Here is a 19078-nt window from a genome sequence, read left to right as displayed (position 1 = left end):
CTCCCTCACCCAGGCTCACCGCCGAGCCCGTATTGAAAGGACCGCCATGTCCCTGAAGTCCTTCCCGAAGCCCTCCGAGCTTGCGGTCCCCGCCGGCGCCGAGGGCTGGGAAAAGATCTACCCGTACTACCTGGTCTTCCAGGACAAGCTCAAGGACCAGGAGGACGCCAAGTTCTGGTTCTGCGACAGCCAGCACTGGCCCACCGTGTTCAAGCCCTTTGAGACCATCGGCGGCGAATTTGCGGTCAAGTGCCTGGGCCAGTACAACGCCCGGCACCTGATGATCCCCAACGCCAACGGCATCGAGTTCCGCGTCCACCTGGGCTACCTCTACATGTCGCCCATCCCGGTGCCAGAGGACCAGATCGCCGCGCGGGTGCCCCTGTTCGAACAGCGGGTGGGCCACTACTTCCAGAACTGGGACGAGCTGCTCAAGCAGTGGCACGTCAAGGTCAAGGGCACCATCGACGAGATGGAAACCATCTCCTTCCCCAAACTCCCGGACGTGGTCCCGATGGAGGACATCCTCTCCGGCAAGGGCAAGGACGGCTCCGAGAAGCTGCTGGAGAGCTACGACCGGCTGATCCAGCTGGCTTACCAGAACTGGCAGTACCACTTCGAGTTCCTCAACCTTGGCTACATCGCCTACCTGGACTTCTTCAACTTCTGCAAGCAGGTGTTCCCGAACATCCCGGACCAGTCCATCGCGACCATGGTGCAGGGCGTGGACATGGAACTCTTCCGCCCGGATGACGAATTGAAGGGGCTGGCCAAGCTGGCCGTCGAACTCCAGCTGCAGCCGCATTTTTCCAACACGGACGACGTCGAGGCCACCCTGGCTGCCATCGCGGCCGCCCCCGGCGGGGACCGCTGGACGGCCCAGTACGAGGCCGCCAAGGACCCGTGGTTCAACTTCACCGTGGGCAACGGCTTCTACGGCCACGACAAGTACTGGAACGAACACCAGGAAATCCCGCTCGGCTACATCGCGGACTACATCCGCCGCGTGGACGAGGGCCAGGAAATCATGCGCCCGGTCGAGGCCCTGATCATCGAACGCGACCGCATCATCGAGGAATACCGGGACCTGCTGGAAGGCGAAAACCAGGGCCTCTTCGACGCCAAGCGCGGACTCGCCGCCACCGCCTACCCGTACGTGGAGAACCACAACTTCTACATCGAGCACTGGACCATGGGTGTCTTCTGGCGCAAGATCCGTGAACTGTCCCGGATGATGCAGGCCGAGGGCTTCTGGACCGAACCGGACGACCTGCTTTACCTGGGCCGCAACGAGGTCCGCGACGCGCTCTTTGACCTGGTTACCGGCTGGGGTGTCGGCGCCAAGCCGATCGGCCCGGACTACTGGCCGGAGGAGATCGAGCGCCGCCGCGGGATCGTGGATGCACTGAAGACCGCCCGGCCGGCCCCGGCGCTGAACACCCCGCCGGAAATCATCACCGAACCCTTCACCCGGATGCTCTGGGGCATCACCACCGAACAGGTCCAGCAGTGGCTGGGCGCCGGCGAAGCGGTCGAGGGCGGCGGCCTGCGCGGCATGGCAGCCTCGCCCGGCGTCGTCGAAGGCCTGGCCCGCGTGATCACTGACGCCGACCAGCTCTCCGAGGTTCAGCAGGGCGAGATCCTGGTTGCCACCGTCACGGCACCGTCCTGGGGTCCGATCTTCGGCAAGATCAAGGCCACGGTCACCGACATCGGCGGCATGATGAGCCACGCGGCGATTGTCTGCCGGGAATACGGCCTTCCGGCCGTGACCGGCACCGGCTCGGCGTCGACCACGATCAAGACCGGGCAGCGGCTGCGCGTGGACGGCACCAAGGGCACGGTCCAGATCCTCGACGCTGAGGAACCCGAGCTCCAGGTCACCGGACCCGGGGCGCACAGCCACAGCCATGTCTGAGCAGCGGAAGACCGAATCAAATATGCCTGTTGCGGAATATGACGACGAAGGCGGGGCCGGCCCGGGGGGCAGGACCGCCCGCACCGTCCTGATCACCGGTGCCGCCGGCGGGCTGGGCCGGGCGTTCGCGCTCGGCTTCGCCCGCCGCGGCTACCGCGTGGCGGTGGCGGACGTGAATCTCGAAGGTGCGGAGGAAACCGCGAAGCTGGTCCGCGACACCGGGGCGGACGCTGCCGCCTTCCACGCGGACGTCACGAGCATCGAGTCCACCGAGGCCCTCGCGAAAAGCTGCGCGGACTTCGGCAACGGAAGCATCGACGTCGTGCTCAATAACGCGGCGGTGTACGCGGGGGTGACCCGCAGCCCGTTCGAGGACATTGACCCGGCCGAATGGGACCTGGTGATGAACGTGAACCTCAAGGGGCCCTGGCTCGTTACCCGGGCGGCCAGCCCGTACCTGCCCGACGGCGGGCGCGTTATCAACCTTTCCAGTGCCACGATCTTCAGCGGCTCGGAGCAGTGGCTGCACTACGTCGCCTCCAAGGGCGGGGTGGTGGCCCTGACCCGGGTGCTGGCCAAGGAACTGGGCCGGCGGGGGATCACGGTCAACGCGATCGCCCCCGGCTTTACCCTCACCGAGGCCAGCTACGGGCTGATGGAGAACGCCGAGAACTACGGCGTGGACCGCGGCGCGATCAAGCGGGCCAGCCAGCCGGAGGACATCGTGGGCGCGGCGCTCTTCCTGGCCGGGCCGGACAGTTCTTACTACACGGGCCAGACCATGGTGGTCGACGGCGGCCGCCAGTTCGTCTGACCCGCTTTATGACTCAATTTTCAGCTTTCAAACCCCAAGGAGGACCAATGCCAACGGTTCATTTCACCGACGCCGAAGGCGCCGTCCGCGATGTCCAGGGCAACCCCGGCGACTCCGTCATGGAAACCGCGGTGCGCAACGGCGTCCCCGGCATCGTGGCCGAATGCGGCGGTTCGCTGTCCTGCGCCACCTGCCACGTCTTTGTCCGCGAGGACTGCCTCCCGCAGCTCCCGCCGATGGAGGACATGGAGGACGAGATGCTGTACGGCACCGCCGTGGACCGCGAGGACAACTCGCGGCTGTCCTGCCAGCTCCGCCTGACGGACGAGCTCGAACTGTTCGTCACCACCCCGGAAACCCAGGTGTAGGAATGGGCACCCATGTTGCCGCGGCCGAGCAGACCTCCGCCGGTGCCGCCGCTCAGCCGGAGAGCGCTACCCGCACCGGCCTGCTGATCATCGGCGCAAGCCAGTCCGGCGTCCAGCTCGCGGTGTCGCTGCGGGCGCTCGGCTTCGCCGAGCACATCACCCTGCTCGGCGACGAGGACCACCGCCCCTACCAGCGGCCGGCCCTGTCCAAGGAGTTCCTGCAGGGCACGGTGGAGAGCGAGTCCTTGATTTTCCGCTCCAACGCGTACTGGGCCGAACACAACGTGGACCTCGTCAAGGGCGAATACATCGCCAGGATCGACAAGGAGGCCGACGGTTCCGGCGTCGCACACTCCTCCTCGGGCAGGCAGTTCCCCTTCAAACGCCTGGCCCTCACCGTGGGCGCCCGCGCCCGGAAGCTGGAGATCGACGGCGGGGACCTCGACGGCGTGCTTTACCTGCGCAACGCCGACGACGCCCTGGCCCTCAAGGACCGGGTGGGGGACGCGCAGGACGTTGTGGTGATCGGCGGCGGTTTCATCGGCCTTGAAGCCGCGTCCAGCCTGCAGAAGATGGGTAAGAACGTCGCCGTGCTGGAATTCGGGCCGCGGCTGGTGGGCCGCGCCGTCGGCGAGGAGACCGCCGAGTACTTCCTGCAGGCCCACCGGGCCCGCGGTCTGGATATCCGGCTGAACACGAGCGCCACACGCTTCACCGCAGGTGACGCCCCGGGTGACGCCCCGGGTGACGGCCGCCGGGCCGTCGCCGGTGTCGAACTCCAGGACGGGACCGTGCTGCCCGCGCAGATTGTGCTGGTCGGCATCGGGGTTATTCCCAACACCCAGCTGGCCGAACAGCTTGGCCTGGCCGTGGAGAATGGGATCGTCGTGGACCGCTTCGCGTTGGCCTCGGATGGCACGACGGTGGCGATTGGCGACTGCGCCAACATGCCCAACCCGGTGCCCGGCTCGGAACCGGGAGAGCGGATCCGGCTCGAAAGCGTCAACAACGCGATCGAACACGCCAAGGTGGCCGCCTACTCACTCACCGGCCGGCGGGAGGAATACGCCGGCATCCCGTGGTTCTGGTCCAACCAGGCCGAGCTCAAACTCCAGATCGCCGGACTCTGCAACGGCTACGACCAGACCGTGCTGCGGCGGGACGAGGAACGCGGAAAATTCAGCGTCCTCTACTACCGCCAGGGCCAGGTCATCGCCGCGGACTGCGTCAACGCCCCGCTGGACTTCATGGCCGTCAAGAACGCTCTCGCCAAGGGCCAGAACATCCCCGCCGACGCCGCCGCGGACCCGGCCACCCCCCTCAAGACGATCACCACGGACAGCTAACTCCACTCAGACAGTGAGTCGGCCCCACCCGAAGGAGCATTATGACCACCCCCAAGACCCCGGTTACCGAGACCGGCACCGCGAACCCGGCTCCCGAAAACCCCGCGGCCATCCACCCCGCGGCTGTTGATTCCGCGACTGTTGATTCCGCCACTGCGGAGTTCGCCGCCGCGTACCCTGTCCGGCCGGTCCCGGCGCAGGGACCGGTGGACACCGCCCCGATCGCCACCACCCCGGCGGCGCTCGAGGAACTCGACCGGCTCTGGCAGGCCGTGGTGCACGAGACCCGCACCCGCGGCAACGACATCCACCTGCCGATCTCGCTCGCCTTCGCCGAGCGGCTCTGCCGGGCCTACCCCGACGCCGACGCCGAACTGGTCCGGGTCGCCACCCTGCTGCACGACACCGGCTGGGCCCACGTGGACGAATCCCGCATCATCTCCGAGGGCTTCGCGGGCGACTGGCGCAAGGCCGCCATCCGCTACGAACACGAGAAACAAGGCTGCGACGTGGCCCGCCGGGTGCTCCCGGACCTGGGCTACTCCGCGGAATTCATCGAGCGGGTCTGCGCGATCATCGACGGGCACGACACCCGCCCGCTCGCCCACTCCCTGGAGGACGCGCTGATGCGCGACGCCGACCGGCTCTGGCGCTTCGACCAGGCCGGAATCGCCCTGGCCTCCACCTGGTTCAAAATGGACCCTGCCACCTACACCGACCGGCTGGCCACGGAAATCGTGCCCGAACTCATCACCCAGGCCGCCCACGACATGGCCACCGCCGACCTGGACCGCTCCACCGCCCTGCTCAAGACGGCCGTGATCCGATGACCGCCGCGACGCACGACGCCCCCGCCCTGGCCGCCCGGGCAGCCCTGAACCTGCCGTACACACACGTGGACGACGTCTTTCTCAACGGCGCGTGGACCCCGGCCCGCGGCACGGCCCGCAACCCGGTCACCGACCCCGCCACCGGCGAGGTCTGGGGCTCCGTCCCGGACGGCAGCGCCGACGACGTGGACGCCGCCGTCGCCTCCGCCCGTCAGGCGTTCGACGACGGCGCGTGGCCGCGGCTGGCGCCCTCCGAACGGGCCGCCTACCTGCTGCGCATCGCCGAGGAAGTGGAGAAGCGGGCCGGGGAACTCTCGCTGACCAACACCCGCGAGAACGGCTCGCCGGTGTCGGAATCCGCCGGGGCCGCGGCCAACGCCGCGGGCATCTTCCGCTACTTCGCCTCCCTCGCCGGCCATCTGGAGCGCGAGGACGTCCGGGCTTTCCCCCGGGGCGGCGGTGAATCCGTGGTCCGGCGCGAACCGATCGGTGTGTGTGCGCTGATCGCGCCCTGGAACTTCCCGATCAACCTTGTGGTCATCAAGCTCGCCCCGGCGCTGCTGGCCGGCTGCACCGTGGTGATGAAACCGGCGTCGCCCACTCCGCTGTCGCTCCGGGTGATCATCGACGCCGTGGCCGCGGCCGGCGTCCCGGCCGGCGTCGTCAACCTGATCACCGGGTCCGGCCGGCTGGGTGATGCACTGGTGAAGCACCCCGGCGTGGACAAGGTCGCCTTCACCGGGTCGACGCCGGTGGGCCGCAAGATCGCCGCGGCCTGCGGCGAACTGCTGCGCCCCGTCACCCTGGAGCTCGGCGGAAAATCCAGCGCCATCGTGCTGCCGGACGCGGACCTGGACGCGATGTCCGAGGTGCTGATCCGTTCCTCGATGCGCAACACGGGGCAGACCTGCTATATCTCGACCCGCATCCTGGCCCCCGCCAGCCGCTACGAGGAAGTTGTGGACATGGTCACCCGCACCATCGCCGCCGGAAAACAGGGCGACCCGCTGGACCCGGACACGGTCTTCGGCCCGTGCGCCACGGAGTCGCAGTACCGGACCGTGCTGGAATACGTGGACTCAGGCCTGGCCGAAGGCGCCCGCGCCACCACCGGCGGACGCGCAGCGTCACTGGGCGGCGGGCTGGAAGGCGGGTACTTCGTTGAGCCCACCGTGTTCGCCGACGTCACGCCGGACATGCGGATTTCCCGTGAGGAGATTTTCGGCCCGGTCATCTGCATCCTGAAGTACAACGACGCCGGCGGCAGCGTCGATGAGGCCGTTGCGCTGGCGAACAACACAGAATTCGGTCTCGGCGGCCTGGTCTTCGGCGCCGACCCTGAGACGGCGCTCGCCGTCGCGGACCGGATGGACACCGGCTCGGTGGGCATCAACTTCTTCGCCTCCAACCACGCCGCTCCGTTCGGCGGCCGGCATGATTCCGGCCTCGGCACCGAGTACGGCGTCGAGGGCCTCAACGCCTACCTGAGCTACAAGTCGATCCACCGGAAACCCTAACAACCCCAACGCGGAGTCACTTCGCGCCCATCCCGGGGTCCCAGACCGGCGCGTAGTGACCCCGCGTTGGTTGGTGGGGGTGGCGCCGTCGGGTAATCCGGCCCTACCGGCCAGACGAATGCCGGGCCGATAATCGGGGGTATCCACCCCTTGCAGACTACGGAGGCGATCGACGTGTCGGTTTATACGCTCGGAATCTGGCTGGTACACCCCGGCCGCGAGAATGATTTTGTGCAGGCTTGGCGGGATCTGGCCCGGAAGACCCAGGAGGACTTCCCGCACGCGAAGGCGGTGCTGATGCATGATCGCGACGTGCGGAACCGGTTCATCAGCACCGGCCCGTGGGAATCCCTGGAACAGGCTGAAGTGTGGCGGGCGTCCGAAATGTTCAAGCAGAGCATGGAGGGCATGCGCGAGATGCTGGAGCATTTTGAGGCTCGCACGCTGGACGAGGCCGCCAGCATCGGCTGGGATTCGCCCTAGCTTGTTTCCGCGCCGGCCAGTGCCGTGAGCACTGCGGGCAGGAGGGCCCCGTTTCGGCCCCAGACCGGGTCGAAGACCTCCACATACCAGGACTCTGCGAGCAGCAGGGCGAGGGATTCGTTGGCCTCCTCGGACCAGTCGCGGAGCTGGTCGTCACCGGCCGGGCTTTCGCTGCTGCCCAGAACGGTCACCACGTCGCCGTCCCGCAGGGTCACGGGAATGGAAGCCTGGCTGGCTTCGCCCGGGGCGTGGGCCACGGTCACCAGCTCGGTCCGGCCGGACAGCTCCAGAAGCGCGGCCGCCGACGCCGCACTGCAGAATCCCGTCACGTAGGCGCGCTGCGAGTGACCTTCGGCGAGCAGGCCGGGCTGTGACTCCTTGGTGAAGAGCCCGTTCCGGTTCAGGGCCGCGAGTTCCCCGGCGATTGCCGTCGTCTCGTCGTCGAAACCGGGGGTGAAAGTTCCCGGCTGGTACTGGCTCCGGCCCTCCAGCCAGCGCGCGGTCAGCTCGCCGGCCGCCGGGATGGTGCCCGCCTGCCGCCAGACCTCGCGGTCCGCCAGCAGCCGCCCGAAGCTGTCCCGTTCGGTGGTGTATCGGTCATCTGCCAACGGATCTAGGCCTTTCTCGTGGTGCTGCCGGCGGCGCTGCCGGCGGGGCCGGCCGCGGAGTGCTGGCGCAGCAGCTGGGCGAGGCGTTCGCTGCTCAGCCGTAGGGCCTCGAGCTCCCGCCGGCTGAACTCGTCGATCGTGCGGTGGATCTGTTCCGGGAGCTCCGCGGCGTCGTCGTCCACCTCGAACTCGTGGTCCAGCGTGACCTCGGAGGATCCTTCCGCCGGGCGGACAGCCCAGCCGCCGCCGAGAGTCATTAGCGGATGTTCCAGGCCGAGCTGCCGGAACTCGGCGCGGTGTCCTGCAGCATCAAAGATCCGGTGGCAGTGGCTGGAGTTCAGTGTCCCGTTCGCCACGACCGAGGTCCGGAGTTCGTGGTCGGTGTCGTCGCCGCTGACCCGCTCGGCGTAGACGGTCAGGCCGTCCAGGTAGGGCCAGTGCGAGGAGTCGCGCAGCATCGCGAAGATGAGGTCGGCCGGGGCCTCGATGGTGAGCCGGTGGGTTGTCCGGCGCGTGGTCAGCGACAAGTCCGACACCTCCTGTGATCTGCGGGCTTTCTATGCAATCTAGGCGAGCCGGGCCGGGCGGCCTAGGTTTTTGTCCCACGGCGTCACGGCAGGAAATCTGGGGTAACACTGGATCCCCGGTGGTTGATTCACCAAGGACCTCCCCACCGCAAACAAACACCAACGCGGGGTCACTTAGCGCCGATCCGGAGGCCCAGGATGGGCGCAAGCTGACCCCGCGTAGCCTGGGGTTTTAGAGCGGGCCGAACTCCCGGTAGCCCACCGGATCCTTCCACACCGGCGACATGGCCTCAAGGGCGCCCCGGAGCTCCGGGTCCGCCAGGATCGCGGCCCGGAAGTCGCGCCGGGCATGCTCCATGAAGTAAGCCGGCAGTGCGAACACACTGCTGGTCGCCACCAGGAACAGGACATACATGGCGACGACGGCGGTCATCCCGCCGGGGCCGTCCGCCAGGAGCAGCGCCGCCGGAAGCAACAGCACGCCCAGCGCCAGGGACAGGAACACGGTGAGGCCGATGCCGGAGCTCAGCTTCCCCGGCGCCCGCGAGGCCATCACCGGCCGCACGCTGGGCACGCGGCGCTTCACCCGCCGCAGCAGCAGTACCCCGGTGGAGACGAGGGCGGCACCGGCAATGAGCAGGCCCAGCAGGACCGCGACGGCGGCCGGGCTGGTGAGCAGCGTCAGTCCCGCCCCGCCCAGACAAGCAGCCCCGACCCCGATGCAGGCGGCGGCGAGCCCCCGAAACTGGCCGTAGTTCCAGGCCATCTCCCGCAGGGCGCTCGGCGTCCGTGCCTGCGCCGACGAGGGGACCTCCCCGGAGATCCAGTAACTGAGCGGAAGCTGCCGGGGGGTGGAAGGGCTGGCGTAGGGCGGGTTGGTCATTCCGGCTGGGCTTTCTGGTGTGCGATCGGGCAGGCCTTCCGCGGACGGGTCCGCGGACGAATCAGAACGTGAGGGCGGACTCGAAGCTCCGGAACGCGTCCGCGGCGTCGATCGCCTCGGTTTTGTCCGCGCCGTCGTCGCCGGTCGCAAGCGTCCAGGACTTGTCCGCCTCCACCTTAAGGTGTGCGGTCAGCGGCGAGCCGGACAGCCGGTAGTGCTTGATCATGGCCGCGGCAGGGTAGCCTTCGGCACCGGATTCAAGGTAGTGCCGGGCAATCTGCAGCCCGAGCTGCAACATTCCCGCGGCCGGATCGACAGGCTGGACCTCGTGGACGCCGTACCGGCTGAGATTGAGCAGGAGCGCGCCCTCCTTGGATCCGGCCGTGAACAGGACGTGGTCCGTTTCCGGGGTGACCAGGGCGACCTCTAGCCACTCGTCGGCAGTGGAGACCACGGCGGCCACAATGGCGCCCTTCTCGACCGGCACGATGTCGTCGCCCGAGACCTCTGCCAGTCCGCGGACCAGGAGAGTGGTAATTCCAGCCTGCTCCAACAACTCGTTGTCCGCAACAGGAGCGAGCCGGAACACCTCCCGGGTGATGCCCGCCGACGGCGTCTGGCTCACGGCAAGGAGGGCAAGCAGTTCGTGATCCGTCAGGCGGAGCGGCGTCTCGTCGTTCATTCTTTCCTCACGTTGTGTCGTCATCATTCCGGAGCCTTGGTGGGTGGCGGGGCTAGCCGCCCAGCCAGCCCCACACCTTCTTGGCACCGTCCGCGACGGCGTCCGCACCGTCCGCTATGACACTACCGACCTTCTGGGCGCCATCCACCACCATCTCGGAAGTGGAACCGTAGCCAAGGTCCTTGGCGAGGAAACCCATGCCCGCCCAGGCGAGACTCGCCCCGGCGAAGAAGGGCCCGACGACGGGGAAGAAACTACCGGCGGCAAGCACGGTGGAGACTCCGCCGTCCCACATGGCATTCGAATCCCCGCTGATCACGCCGTCAGCGAACTGGGCCGTTCCCCCGATAACGCTCAGCACGCCGGCAGCGCGGCCGACCATGGACAGCCCGTTCAGCAGCTGGGTTCCCTTGAGGTACCCCAGACCCGGCGCCTGGCCGTACTGCGCACCGAGCACACTCCACGGCATCTTGGTCAGCAGGCCGGCTTTGTTCATCTGGTTTAACAGCACGTCGGACGCGAGCCCGGCGCCCGAGGCTGCGGCGTTGGCGCCCTGGTAGACCGGATTGCCGTTTGCGTCCAGGACGGGGTCCAGGACCGGGGCCAGCAGGGGGCCCAGCGGAGAACCGGGCGCCGCGCCGCCTCCGCTTCCGGCCCCGGACCCGGTGGAGCCGCCGCCGGAGGAGCCGCTGCTGGTCTTTTCCTGTTCATCCGCGTGCGCCAGGAGGCTCTTCGCCTGGTCGCGCAGCGAGTCGCTCGATTTACGCAGCAGCGGACGCAGGGTGGAGGACCACTCGCTGCGGAACCGTTCGCCGTCGGCGCCTTTCCAGACAGCAGACCCGACGACGCTGTTGACGGTGGCCTCGATGCCCTGCAAAGCATTGCCGGACTGCCCGATGGACTTGGAGAGCGACCTTAGCTGCGCAATGTCAGCGCCGTAGATGCCAGGTGCCATGCGTTTCCCCCAAAGTGATGTGAAGACCGGTTTCCCGAAACACTATCGGCAAACGGGTGCCCGGGCGATGGAGAGTCCTGCCCATCTGGACCTCCACGCATGCCCTCGGCCAGGGCCAGCCACCCCACAACGCGGGGTCACTCTGCGCCCGTCCTGAAGCCGCGGATGGGCGCAGAGTGACCCCGCGTTGGGGTGAGGCTAGAGTTCACAGGGGGTCCACCCCAGGACGACAGTTTCAGCAGCGCCACGGATCCGCGGCGGAGAACCACCCGGGAGTCATCAGTGCGGCACGGAGCCAAGCCCACCATCCGCGACGTCGCGGAGGCCGCCGGGGTGTCCCTGACCACGGTGTCCTACGTGCTATCCGGCCGCCCCGGGGGTAACACCCGGATCAGCCAGCCCACGCAGGACCGCGTCCATGCCGCGGCCAACGAACTGGGCTATGTGCCCAACCGGGCCGCCCGCGGGATGCGTCGAGGGCGCACCGACGTCGTGGCCGTGGCCATCACCGACCTCGACGACGACTGGGACCGTGCGCTGGCCGCCGCCGCCGCCGGTATCCTGCCCCGGCACGGCTACCAGCCGGTCATCCTGGTCGGCGACAGCTGGCGGCCGTTTGTGCTCTCCGGGGGCGCCGACGGCGTTATCCTTGGCTCCGTTCCGGCGGACCGTTCGCCCGAAGAGCTGCAGACCATGGCCGAACTCGTCGAGCGCGGCGTGGCTTTGCTGGTCTTTTCGGACACCCTGCGGCCGGATGGCTTCGATGTGCTGGCACCTGAGACTGCCGCGGCCTCCGGGGCGGACGGTGCCGCGGACGGCGGGGTCGCACCCTTCGAACGCGCGGTTTCCCTGCTGCTCGCCCGGCTTCGGGATTAGGCGCCGGCGTTTACTCGTCCTGCAGCGGACGCCGCGCCAGCCAGGCCGCGACAATTGCGCCGGAAACGTTGTGCCAGAGCGAAAACACGGCCGACGGCAGCGCGGTCAGGGGGCTGAAGTGCGCCGTGGCCAGGGTGGCGGCCAGGCCGGAGTTCTGCATGCCGACCTCGAACGCCAGCGCCCGGCGCGCCTTGTCGTCCAGGCGCCCGAGCTTGCCGGCCAGGTAGCCCAGACCGAGGCCGAAGCCGTTGTGCAGCACCACGGCAAGGAACACGATCCCGCCGGCGGCGACGATCTTGCTGGCGCTGCCGGCCACCACAATCGCCACGATCAGGGAAATGACGACGGCGGAGGCCCAGGGCAGGACCGGAAGCACCCGGGCCACAATCTTTTTGAGGAACAGGCGGGCCAGCAGGCCGGCGATCACGGGGAGCAGCACGGTCTTGACGATGTCCAGCACCATGCCGCCCGCGTCGATCTTCAGGTAGGAGCCGGCCAGGAACAGCACCAGCAGCGGCGTCACGATCGGCGCAATCAGGGTGGACACGGAGGCGACGGCGACCGACAAGGCGACGTCGCCCTTGGCCAGGAATGCCATCACGTTGGACGCGGTGCCCGACGGGGCGCACCCGACGAGGATCAGACCCACGGCCAGTTCCGGCGACAGGTTCAGGCCGACGGCGATCAGCCAGCCGGCACCGGGCATGATGACGTAGTGCGCGACGATGCCCAGGACCACGGCCCAGGGACGCTTGGCCACGGAGGCGAAGTCGGGCGGCGTCAGGGTCAGGCCCATGCAGAACATGATGATGCCCAGCAGGTACGGCACGCTGGGTCCCAGCGGCTTGAAGGCGCCCGGCAACAGGTACCCGGCGACGCCTGCGAGAACGACCAGCAGCGGGAAAACGGTTACCGCAATGCGCGCGATCTTGGCCTCGGCGGCGAGGGCGGGATTTTCCGGGACCGCGCCAGTGCTGGTCTCCGGGACGGACTGTGGGGTTTTGGTTGCCTCAAGCATCCAAGAATGGTGCCATTGCGGGCGCCCTACAGCCAGTTCGTGAACGCTCCGCGGGCAAATATGTCAGATTTATTTGCGGTGTGTGCGGCCCCCGGGCCGTGGCCCGCTCGGCCCCCACGGTAAAGTTGCCCTGCCCGTGCGAGCCGCGGCGCGCCTTCCCGAGATTGAACGGAGCCAGCAATGGCCACCAAAACCACCGGAGCTGTTCCGGTTCTGACCCCGGAACAGCTCCAATCCGTCCGCAGCACCCTGCGGTCCCCGCGCCGACTCAAGACCGAGGTCCTCGGCGGGCTCGTCGTCGCACTGGCGCTTATCCCCGAGGCCATCGCGTTCTCCATTATTGCCGGCGTCGACCCCCGGATCGGGCTCTTCGCCTCCTTCACCATGGCGGTCACGATCGCCGTCGTCGGTGGCCGGCCGGCAATGATTTCGGCCGCCACCGGGGCCGTCGCCCTGGTGATTGCCCCGCTGATGAAATCCCATGGCCTGGATTTTCTGGTTGCGGCGGTGATCCTGGCTGGTATCTTCCAGATCATCCTGGGCCTGTCCGGGGTGGCGAAGCTGATGCGTTTCATCCCGCGCTCGGTGATGGTGGGATTCGTCAATGCCCTGGCCATCCTGGTCTTCCTGTCCCAGGTCCCCGAGCTGATCGGTGTCCCCTGGCTGGTCTATCCGCTCACCGCGGCGGGCCTGCTGATTGTCTTTGGCCTGCCGAAGCTGACCAAGGCCGTGCCCGCGCCGCTGGTGGCGATTGTGGTCCTCACCCTTGTTACGGTGCTGGCCGCCGTCGCCGTTCCCACCGTGGGTGACAAGGGCGCGCTGCCGGATTCGCTGCCCTCACTGTTCCTGCCCAACGTCCCGTTCACGTTCGACACATTGCAGGTCATCTTCCCGTTCGCCCTGGCCATGGCGTTTGTGGGGCTGCTCGAATCCCTCATGACCGCGAAGCTCGTCGACGACATCACGGACACCCGCTCCTCCAAGACCCGTGAGGCCTGGGGCCAGGGCGTCGCGAACATTGTGACCGGGTGCTTCGGCGGCATGGGCGGCTGCGCGATGATCGGGCAGACCATGATCAACGTCAAGGCCTCCGGTGCGCGGACCCGGATCTCGACATTCCTCGCCGGTGTTTTCCTGCTTCTCCTCGTGGTGGTCCTGGGCGACATCGTGTCCCTCATCCCGATGGCTGCCCTGGTTGCCGTGATGATCTTCGTCTCCGTGGCCACCTTCGACTGGCACAGCATCCGGCCGTCCACGCTGAAGGCGCTGCCCAAAAGTGAAACGCTCGTGATGGTGGCGACGGTGGCCGTTGTGGTCGCCACGCACAACCTGGCGATCGGCGTCGGCGTCGGGGTGCTGGTGGCAATGGTGCTGTTCGCCCGCCGGGTGGCGCACTTCGTCACGGTGGACCGCGCCGTGGCCGACGTCGACGGCGGACCGGTCGCCACCTACACGGTCGATGGCGAACTCTTCTTCGCCTCCTCAAATGACCTGTATACCCAGTTCGACTATGCGCTGGATCCGGAACAGGTGGTCATCGACATGCACGCCTCCCACCTGTGGGACGTCTCCACCATCGCCGCGCTGGATGCCATCACCGAGAAGTACCGTCGCCACGGCAAGACCGTGGACGTGGTGGGCCTCAACGAGGCCAGCCTCCTGATGCGCGAACGGCTCGCCGGAAAGCTCGACGCCGGCGAATAGGCCGCGCTCCTGCCCGGTTGCTGTTGTCCGGACACACAAGAGCCCGGCGTGTCCTTGGGAACACGCCGGGCTTTTGAGTTCCAGCGGGGGTGCAACTGGGCGGGAGCGCGGTGGCCCCCGCCCAGGCCAGCTGCCTGTTAGGCGGAAGGCATGGTTGCCGTGGTGGTTGAACCGGTGCGCGCCGCTGCCGTCGCGCCGGGTTCTGCCGGGGTTTCCACCAGCGGGTCGACGAAGGCTTCGGCGGAGGGGTGGGTGTCCTTGACTCCGTGCAGGCCGATCAGGGTGAGCAGGGCCGCGGCGGCTGCGGCAACCGCGCAGACGATGAAGGCCTGAGAGAAGCCGTTGCCCAGGGCCTGCCGGGCGAGCTCGTGGGCCGCGGACCCGGGCGCTCCCGGCGGCAGGCTGTTGAGGGCGATCGGACCGCCGGCCTGGAAGATGACGTTGGCGGGTCCGGCCTGATCGGCGGGCAGGGTGGCGGTCTGCAGCGAAGCGCCGAGGCTGGCGCCCGCGGTGCTCAGAGCCACCGCGCCGGCCAGGACCGGACCGAGAGCGAAGCCCAGGTCACGCAGCAGGTTCGTGGTGGCACTGGCCATGCCGGCCAGGTGCAACGGCACGGTGTTCAGGGCGATTGCGGTCATCGGGCTCAGGGTCAGGGCGAAACCGACGCCCAGCAGCAGGGCTGGGGTGATGAACGGGGTCATGGACATGTTGGTCACGTCCAGGCCGGAGGCCATCAGCGCGCCAACGGCCATCAGCAGGAAACCGGCGGTCAGCAGCCAGCGCCCGGCCACCCTGGTGAGCAGGCGGGAGATCAGCGGCACCAGCACGAACGTGGGGCCCTGGAGCAGCAGGAAGAGCAGCCCGATATTCAGCGGGTTCTGGTGCTGGACCGGACCAAGCCACATGCTCAGCGAAAACAGGCTGCCCAGGAACGCGAACATGCCGACGACGGCGACGATCGAGGAGATGGTGAACCCGCGGTTGCGGAACAGCCGCAGGTCCAGCAGCGGCGACTCAACCCGCGGTTCGATGAGGATGAACGTGCCCAGCAACAGCACCCCGGCGAGGAAGGAGGCGACGACGTGCGGGGCAGCCCAGCCGTCCTCGGGTCCCTGGACCAGGCCGAAAAGGACCAGGATCAGGCCGAGGGCGAACGTGGTCTGGCCCCACCAGTCGGGTTTGCGGCCCTGCGCGGCCTTGTGTTCGGCCGCGACCAGGACGGCCAGGACGACCGTCAGGACACTGAGGCCCGCAACCACACCGTAAGCGCCGCGCCACACGCCCTGGCTGGCGAAAATACCGCCCAGCAGCGGGGACAGCGCCGCACCGACCGACAGGAAGCCCGCCCACATGGCGATGCCCCTGGCCCGTTCCTTGGCGTTGTGGGTGACTGCGGCCACCAGGGCCAGGGAAGCCGGGAAGATCGCACCGGCGCCCAGGCCGTTGAGCGCCGAGCCGATCCACATCATCTCAACGGTCGGGGACAGCGCGCATACCAGCGAACCGAAGGCCAGCAGCAGGGCGCCGCCGATGACGAGCTTTTTGTGGCCGAGCTTGTCGCCCAGCAGGCCGAAGGTCAGTTCGAAAACCACCACCGGGATCATGAACGCCGCCGTGATCCAGGTCAGCTGCGACCCCACGGTGTTGAACGTCTGCTGGAATTCGCCGTTGAGGGAGCCGGGCAATGCGTTGGCGATCTGCGCGACCATCACGGCGGCGGCGGCGGTCGCCAGGGTGCCTTTCACCCGCAGCCGCGGCAGCGCGAGCTGGGCGGCATGGGGTGCGGCAGGCGAGGGCTGTGTGGTCGGGGGCGGAGCGGTGCCTGGATCTGTGCTCATGGGAAACTCCTTCGTTTGATGCGAGCGATCGGGAGGGGCGGTTTCGACGTCGGCCCGTCCGCCGTGGGCTGTCAGCGCCTGGGGACTGTCGAAGTCGTGCGATGTGGCCGGGGCCAGGGCTCCCCGGTGCGGGTCTGGGGAGCAGGGTGTTGTTCACGCCCGGTCCGGACGGGAAGTGTGATGTTGCTAACAGCATAGACAGTCACTATACAGAGTGTCAAGTGAATGAATGCGGCGGAAATCTGCACTAATCTGGGGGCGTGGCAAGCATCCGAGAAGCTCAAAAGCAGATGACCCGACGACTGCTGCTCGAAAAGGGTCTGGAGCTTTTTGCGGAAAAGGGGTTCGCTGCAACGACGGTGGACGACATCGCCGCCGCCGTGGGCACCACGCGGGCCACTTTCTACGCGCATTTTCCGTCCAAGGCCCGGCTCATGCGGTCGCTGGTCGAGCGGTCCAACGAGATGCTGACCGAGGCGGATGTCCCCCCGCTGCATTCGGTGGTGGAATCGGGGGACCGTGAGCTGATCCGGGCCTGGCTCGCCCGCAAATTTGAGCAGTGGGCCGAAATCCGCCCCTACGTGGTGGCGGCGCACCAGGCCGCGGCCAGTGAGCCGGACATCCAGGCGGCACTGGACCAGTGGTTCGACACGGCGATTGACGCCATGCAGGCGGGCCTGGACCGGGCCGGGCGGTTCGACGCTGCCGGCCGCCGCGTGCGGTGCGCGCTGGCCTTCGGCGAGCTGGAGTTCTTTTCCCGGCGCTGGATGCGGCTCGGCTGGACCGTGGACCGCGATGTTTCGCTGGATTTGATGGTCGACAACTGGTGCTTCCTGCTGGCTGAATGAGCAGGCAGCACCAGAGCACGCCCTAAACGCAGCCTCAAACGCCGTCGGCCGTAACGAGCAGATTCCTGAACGTTACGGCCGGCATTGTCTTTCGCCACTGAGCTGGGGTCAGTCCGCCTGCTCCGCCGGCTTGCGCGTGGTGAACGGCAGGAGCAGCCGGGACGGGTGCGCAACGTCGCGGTAGATCTTGTGGGTGACGGGCCGGCCCACCGGGAGGTGGAAGGCATCCGGCGGGAGCAGCGCGTTGTGCTCGTCGGCCAGCGGCTCGCCGTTGGACAGTTCCACCGTCAGCTTGTGACCGGGCTTGAAGGTGTTCGCGAACGGGTAGAGCCGCAGCACGTACTCCTCGATCTTCCCCGGTTCCACCGGCACCACACGGTTGTGCGGGTGGTGCGGGCTACCCTCGGTGCTGCGCTCGTCGAGCTCGCGGTGCGAGGCCTTAAGGTAGCCGCTGGTGATCAGCTGGCGTTTGCCGTTGGGGGCGTAGTCCCACAGGCGCAGGATGAAATTGGTGTCCGGCTGGTCGATCTCGGCGAAGATGTGCGCGGCGCCGGTGCCGATCATCTCGGTGTCCTCCTCGAAGACAGGGGTGGACCAGCTGATGATCTCGACCTTGTCCGTCACCGTCAGCGGCGCCTGGTAGAAGCCGTCCGGGGCTGCGTACTCAGCGCCCATCGGTTCGGGTTCGGTCGAGAGCTTGTGCCGCGGGCGCAGGTAGAGGGCCTTGTGTTCGACGTCCTTCGGCGGCCACGCCTCGCCGGTCACGAGCCCGCGGGAGCCCTCCACAAAGACGCTGACGGCGGGTTCGTCCATCACACCGTTGTCGACGCCCTTGATCCAGTAGTCGTACCACCGGAACATCTTGTCGTGTTCCTCAATGAAGGGGCGGGACTGCATCGGCGGGTAGGGTCCGATGTCCAGCTTCCTGGGGCCCTTCAGCGAATCGAACAGCTCGATCGTGCCGTCCATGGTCCAGCCGCGGCCCTGGTCGATCTGCAGCCACACCGGGATGTCGATGTTCGGGGCCAGCGTGATCGGGTTGCGCTCCTTGTACCAGTCGCCGTCGAGCTCATTCATCACGATGTCGAACCAGGCTTCATGGTTCTTCGGGTAGTTCAGCACGTGCACCAGGTTCGGCCAGGCGGCGACGTCGGGATCCTCGAGCCGCTTGGCGACAAGCTTCTGCAGCTCCCCGGGGGAGTACTTTTCGATCATCCGGGACTTGACGCCGTCGGTGAACGCCCAGCCGGAGTCACCGCCGCGGCCCTCGCGGGCCGCGCGCGGCATGAACCACATGATGCCGCCGTGGTAGGTCGTCTCGTAGAAGTCGTAGTGGCCGCCGGAGACGAAGATCGCCTTCAGCGACGGCGGCCGCTCGGCTGCGGCCAGCACCTGCATGGAGCCGAAGTAGGAGATGCCGACCATGCCGACGTTGCCGTCGCACCACGGCTGCCCGGCGACCCACTCGATGAAGTCGTACGCGTCCTGGCCCAGCGAAACGCCGCCGGCGTTGTAGTTGCCGATGTGCTCGCCGCCGGAATGGCCGGAGCCGCGCAGGTCGCCAATGACGTGGACGTACTCCTCCTTGACAATGCGGGCGATGTCGCCGGCCTCGATGCAGCCGTCCCACATCGGGCTGGGGCGCCGCTGCGGCGGGGTGGTGAGGGCCAGCGCCTGCAGCTCCTTGCCGTACGGGCTCAGCGCCACCAGTGCCGGGCGCGGTTTGTCCTCGGTGCCGTGGTAGGCATCTGCGGCGAGCTCGACGCCGTCGCGCATCGGGACGCGGAGGTCCTTGCGAACGGCGATCTGCTGTCCGCCGGAGTCGATTAGCTGATACTCATCCATGATTGCGAAGCTCCTCTG

Annotated in this window: 18 protein-coding genes; 10 read left to right on the top strand and 8 right to left on the bottom strand. The window is 67.8% G+C overall.

Annotated features, from left to right (window positions below; translation table 11 throughout):
* Positions 1–46: 46 nt before the first annotated feature.
* The 7 genes from AC50YM_RS02390 to AC50YM_RS02360 all read left to right on the top strand — a co-directional run bounded on the left by AC50YM_RS02390 (position 47) and on the right by AC50YM_RS02360 (position 7276).
* Complete coding sequence (locus AC50YM_RS02390; RefSeq protein WP_494955398.1) at positions 47–1918, top strand: PEP-utilizing enzyme; 1872 nt, start codon at positions 47–49, stop codon at positions 1916–1918.
* Positions 1911–2732, top strand: a complete 822-nt coding sequence (locus AC50YM_RS02385; RefSeq protein ID WP_494955397.1) for an SDR family NAD(P)-dependent oxidoreductase — start codon at positions 1911–1913, stop codon at positions 2730–2732. The genes AC50YM_RS02390 and AC50YM_RS02385 overlap by 8 nt, the downstream gene beginning before the upstream one ends.
* Positions 2733–2779: 47 nt before the next feature.
* A complete protein-coding gene (locus tag AC50YM_RS02380; protein ID WP_024367748.1) occupies positions 2780–3100 on the top strand; it encodes a 2Fe-2S iron-sulfur cluster-binding protein in 321 nt (106 codons plus the stop codon).
* 2 nt (positions 3101–3102) lie between these two features.
* Positions 3103–4446, top strand: coding sequence for an NAD(P)/FAD-dependent oxidoreductase (locus tag AC50YM_RS02375; protein WP_494955396.1), 1344 nt, complete (start codon positions 3103–3105; stop codon positions 4444–4446).
* A 41-nt stretch (positions 4447–4487) separates the two neighbouring features.
* Complete coding sequence (locus tag AC50YM_RS02370) at positions 4488–5276, top strand: HD domain-containing protein (protein ID WP_494955395.1); 789 nt, start codon at positions 4488–4490, stop codon at positions 5274–5276.
* Positions 5273–6793: an aldehyde dehydrogenase family protein gene (locus tag AC50YM_RS02365; protein WP_494955394.1), complete on the top strand. Its 1521-nt coding sequence runs from the start codon at positions 5273–5275 to the stop codon at positions 6791–6793. Before AC50YM_RS02370 ends, AC50YM_RS02365 begins: the two co-directional genes overlap by 4 nt.
* A 174-nt stretch (positions 6794–6967) precedes the next feature.
* Positions 6968–7276: an antibiotic biosynthesis monooxygenase family protein gene (locus tag AC50YM_RS02360; protein ID WP_494889985.1), complete on the top strand. Its 309-nt coding sequence runs from the start codon at positions 6968–6970 to the stop codon at positions 7274–7276.
* Here AC50YM_RS02360 and AC50YM_RS02355 read toward each other — a convergent pair.
* The 5 genes from AC50YM_RS02355 to AC50YM_RS02335 all read right to left on the bottom strand — a co-directional run bounded on the left by AC50YM_RS02355 (position 7273) and on the right by AC50YM_RS02335 (position 10931).
* On the bottom strand, positions 7273–7884 hold the full coding sequence (locus AC50YM_RS02355) for a DUF6919 domain-containing protein (RefSeq protein WP_494955393.1): 612 nt from the start codon (positions 7882–7884) through the stop codon (positions 7273–7275). The genes AC50YM_RS02360 and AC50YM_RS02355 overlap by 4 nt on opposite strands.
* 5 nt (positions 7885–7889) lie before the next feature.
* A complete protein-coding gene (locus tag AC50YM_RS02350; RefSeq protein WP_494955392.1) occupies positions 7890–8411 on the bottom strand; it encodes an SRPBCC family protein in 522 nt (173 codons plus the stop codon).
* Between the two features lie 232 nt (positions 8412–8643).
* Positions 8644–9294 carry a hypothetical protein gene (locus AC50YM_RS02345; protein ID WP_494955391.1) on the bottom strand — a complete coding sequence of 217 codons (651 nt, stop codon included), beginning with the start codon at positions 9292–9294 and terminating at the stop codon, positions 8644–8646.
* 61 nt (positions 9295–9355) lie between these two features.
* A complete protein-coding gene (locus AC50YM_RS02340) occupies positions 9356–9976 on the bottom strand; it encodes a hypothetical protein (RefSeq protein WP_494955390.1) in 621 nt (206 codons plus the stop codon).
* A 52-nt stretch (positions 9977–10028) separates the two neighbouring features.
* The gene (locus AC50YM_RS02335) at positions 10029–10931 is read right to left on the bottom strand and encodes a WXG100 family type VII secretion target (RefSeq protein ID WP_494955389.1); all 903 of its coding nucleotides are present in this window, start codon (positions 10929–10931) and stop codon (positions 10029–10031) included.
* 282 nt (positions 10932–11213) lie between these two features.
* Between AC50YM_RS02335 and AC50YM_RS02330 the strand changes: the two genes are divergently transcribed.
* Positions 11214–11807 carry a LacI family DNA-binding transcriptional regulator gene (locus AC50YM_RS02330; RefSeq protein ID WP_494955388.1) on the top strand — a complete coding sequence of 198 codons (594 nt, stop codon included), beginning with the start codon at positions 11214–11216 and terminating at the stop codon, positions 11805–11807.
* Positions 11808–11817: 10 nt separating this feature from the next.
* On the opposite strand, the gene AC50YM_RS02325 is transcribed toward AC50YM_RS02330, so the two are convergent.
* Positions 11818–12825: a bile acid:sodium symporter family protein gene (locus AC50YM_RS02325; protein ID WP_494955387.1), complete on the bottom strand. Its 1008-nt coding sequence runs from the start codon at positions 12823–12825 to the stop codon at positions 11818–11820.
* Positions 12826–13005: 180 nt separating this feature from the next.
* Between AC50YM_RS02325 and AC50YM_RS02320 the strand changes: the two genes are divergently transcribed.
* A complete protein-coding gene (locus AC50YM_RS02320; RefSeq protein WP_494955386.1) occupies positions 13006–14529 on the top strand; it encodes a SulP family inorganic anion transporter in 1524 nt (507 codons plus the stop codon).
* A 137-nt stretch (positions 14530–14666) separates the two neighbouring features.
* Here AC50YM_RS02320 and AC50YM_RS02315 read toward each other — a convergent pair whose 3' ends face one another.
* Positions 14667–16367: an MFS transporter gene (locus AC50YM_RS02315; RefSeq protein ID WP_494955385.1), complete on the bottom strand. Its 1701-nt coding sequence runs from the start codon at positions 16365–16367 to the stop codon at positions 14667–14669.
* Between the two features lie 260 nt (positions 16368–16627).
* On the opposite strand from AC50YM_RS02315, the gene AC50YM_RS02310 reads away from it, so the two are divergent.
* Positions 16628–17215 (top strand): TetR/AcrR family transcriptional regulator, encoded by a 588-nt coding sequence (locus AC50YM_RS02310; protein ID WP_494955384.1) that lies wholly within the window; start codon positions 16628–16630, stop codon positions 17213–17215.
* Between the two features lie 108 nt (positions 17216–17323).
* On the opposite strand, the gene AC50YM_RS02305 is transcribed toward AC50YM_RS02310, so the two are convergent.
* A complete protein-coding gene (locus AC50YM_RS02305; RefSeq protein ID WP_494955383.1) occupies positions 17324–19060 on the bottom strand; it encodes a CocE/NonD family hydrolase in 1737 nt (578 codons plus the stop codon).
* Between the last annotated feature and the right edge of the window lie 18 nt (positions 19061–19078).

The sequence above is a fragment of the Pseudarthrobacter sp. RHLT1-30-1 genome (assembly GCF_059383415.1).
Note: the sequence above shows the minus strand (reverse complement) of the source record. Positions and strands in the feature narration are given on the sequence as shown.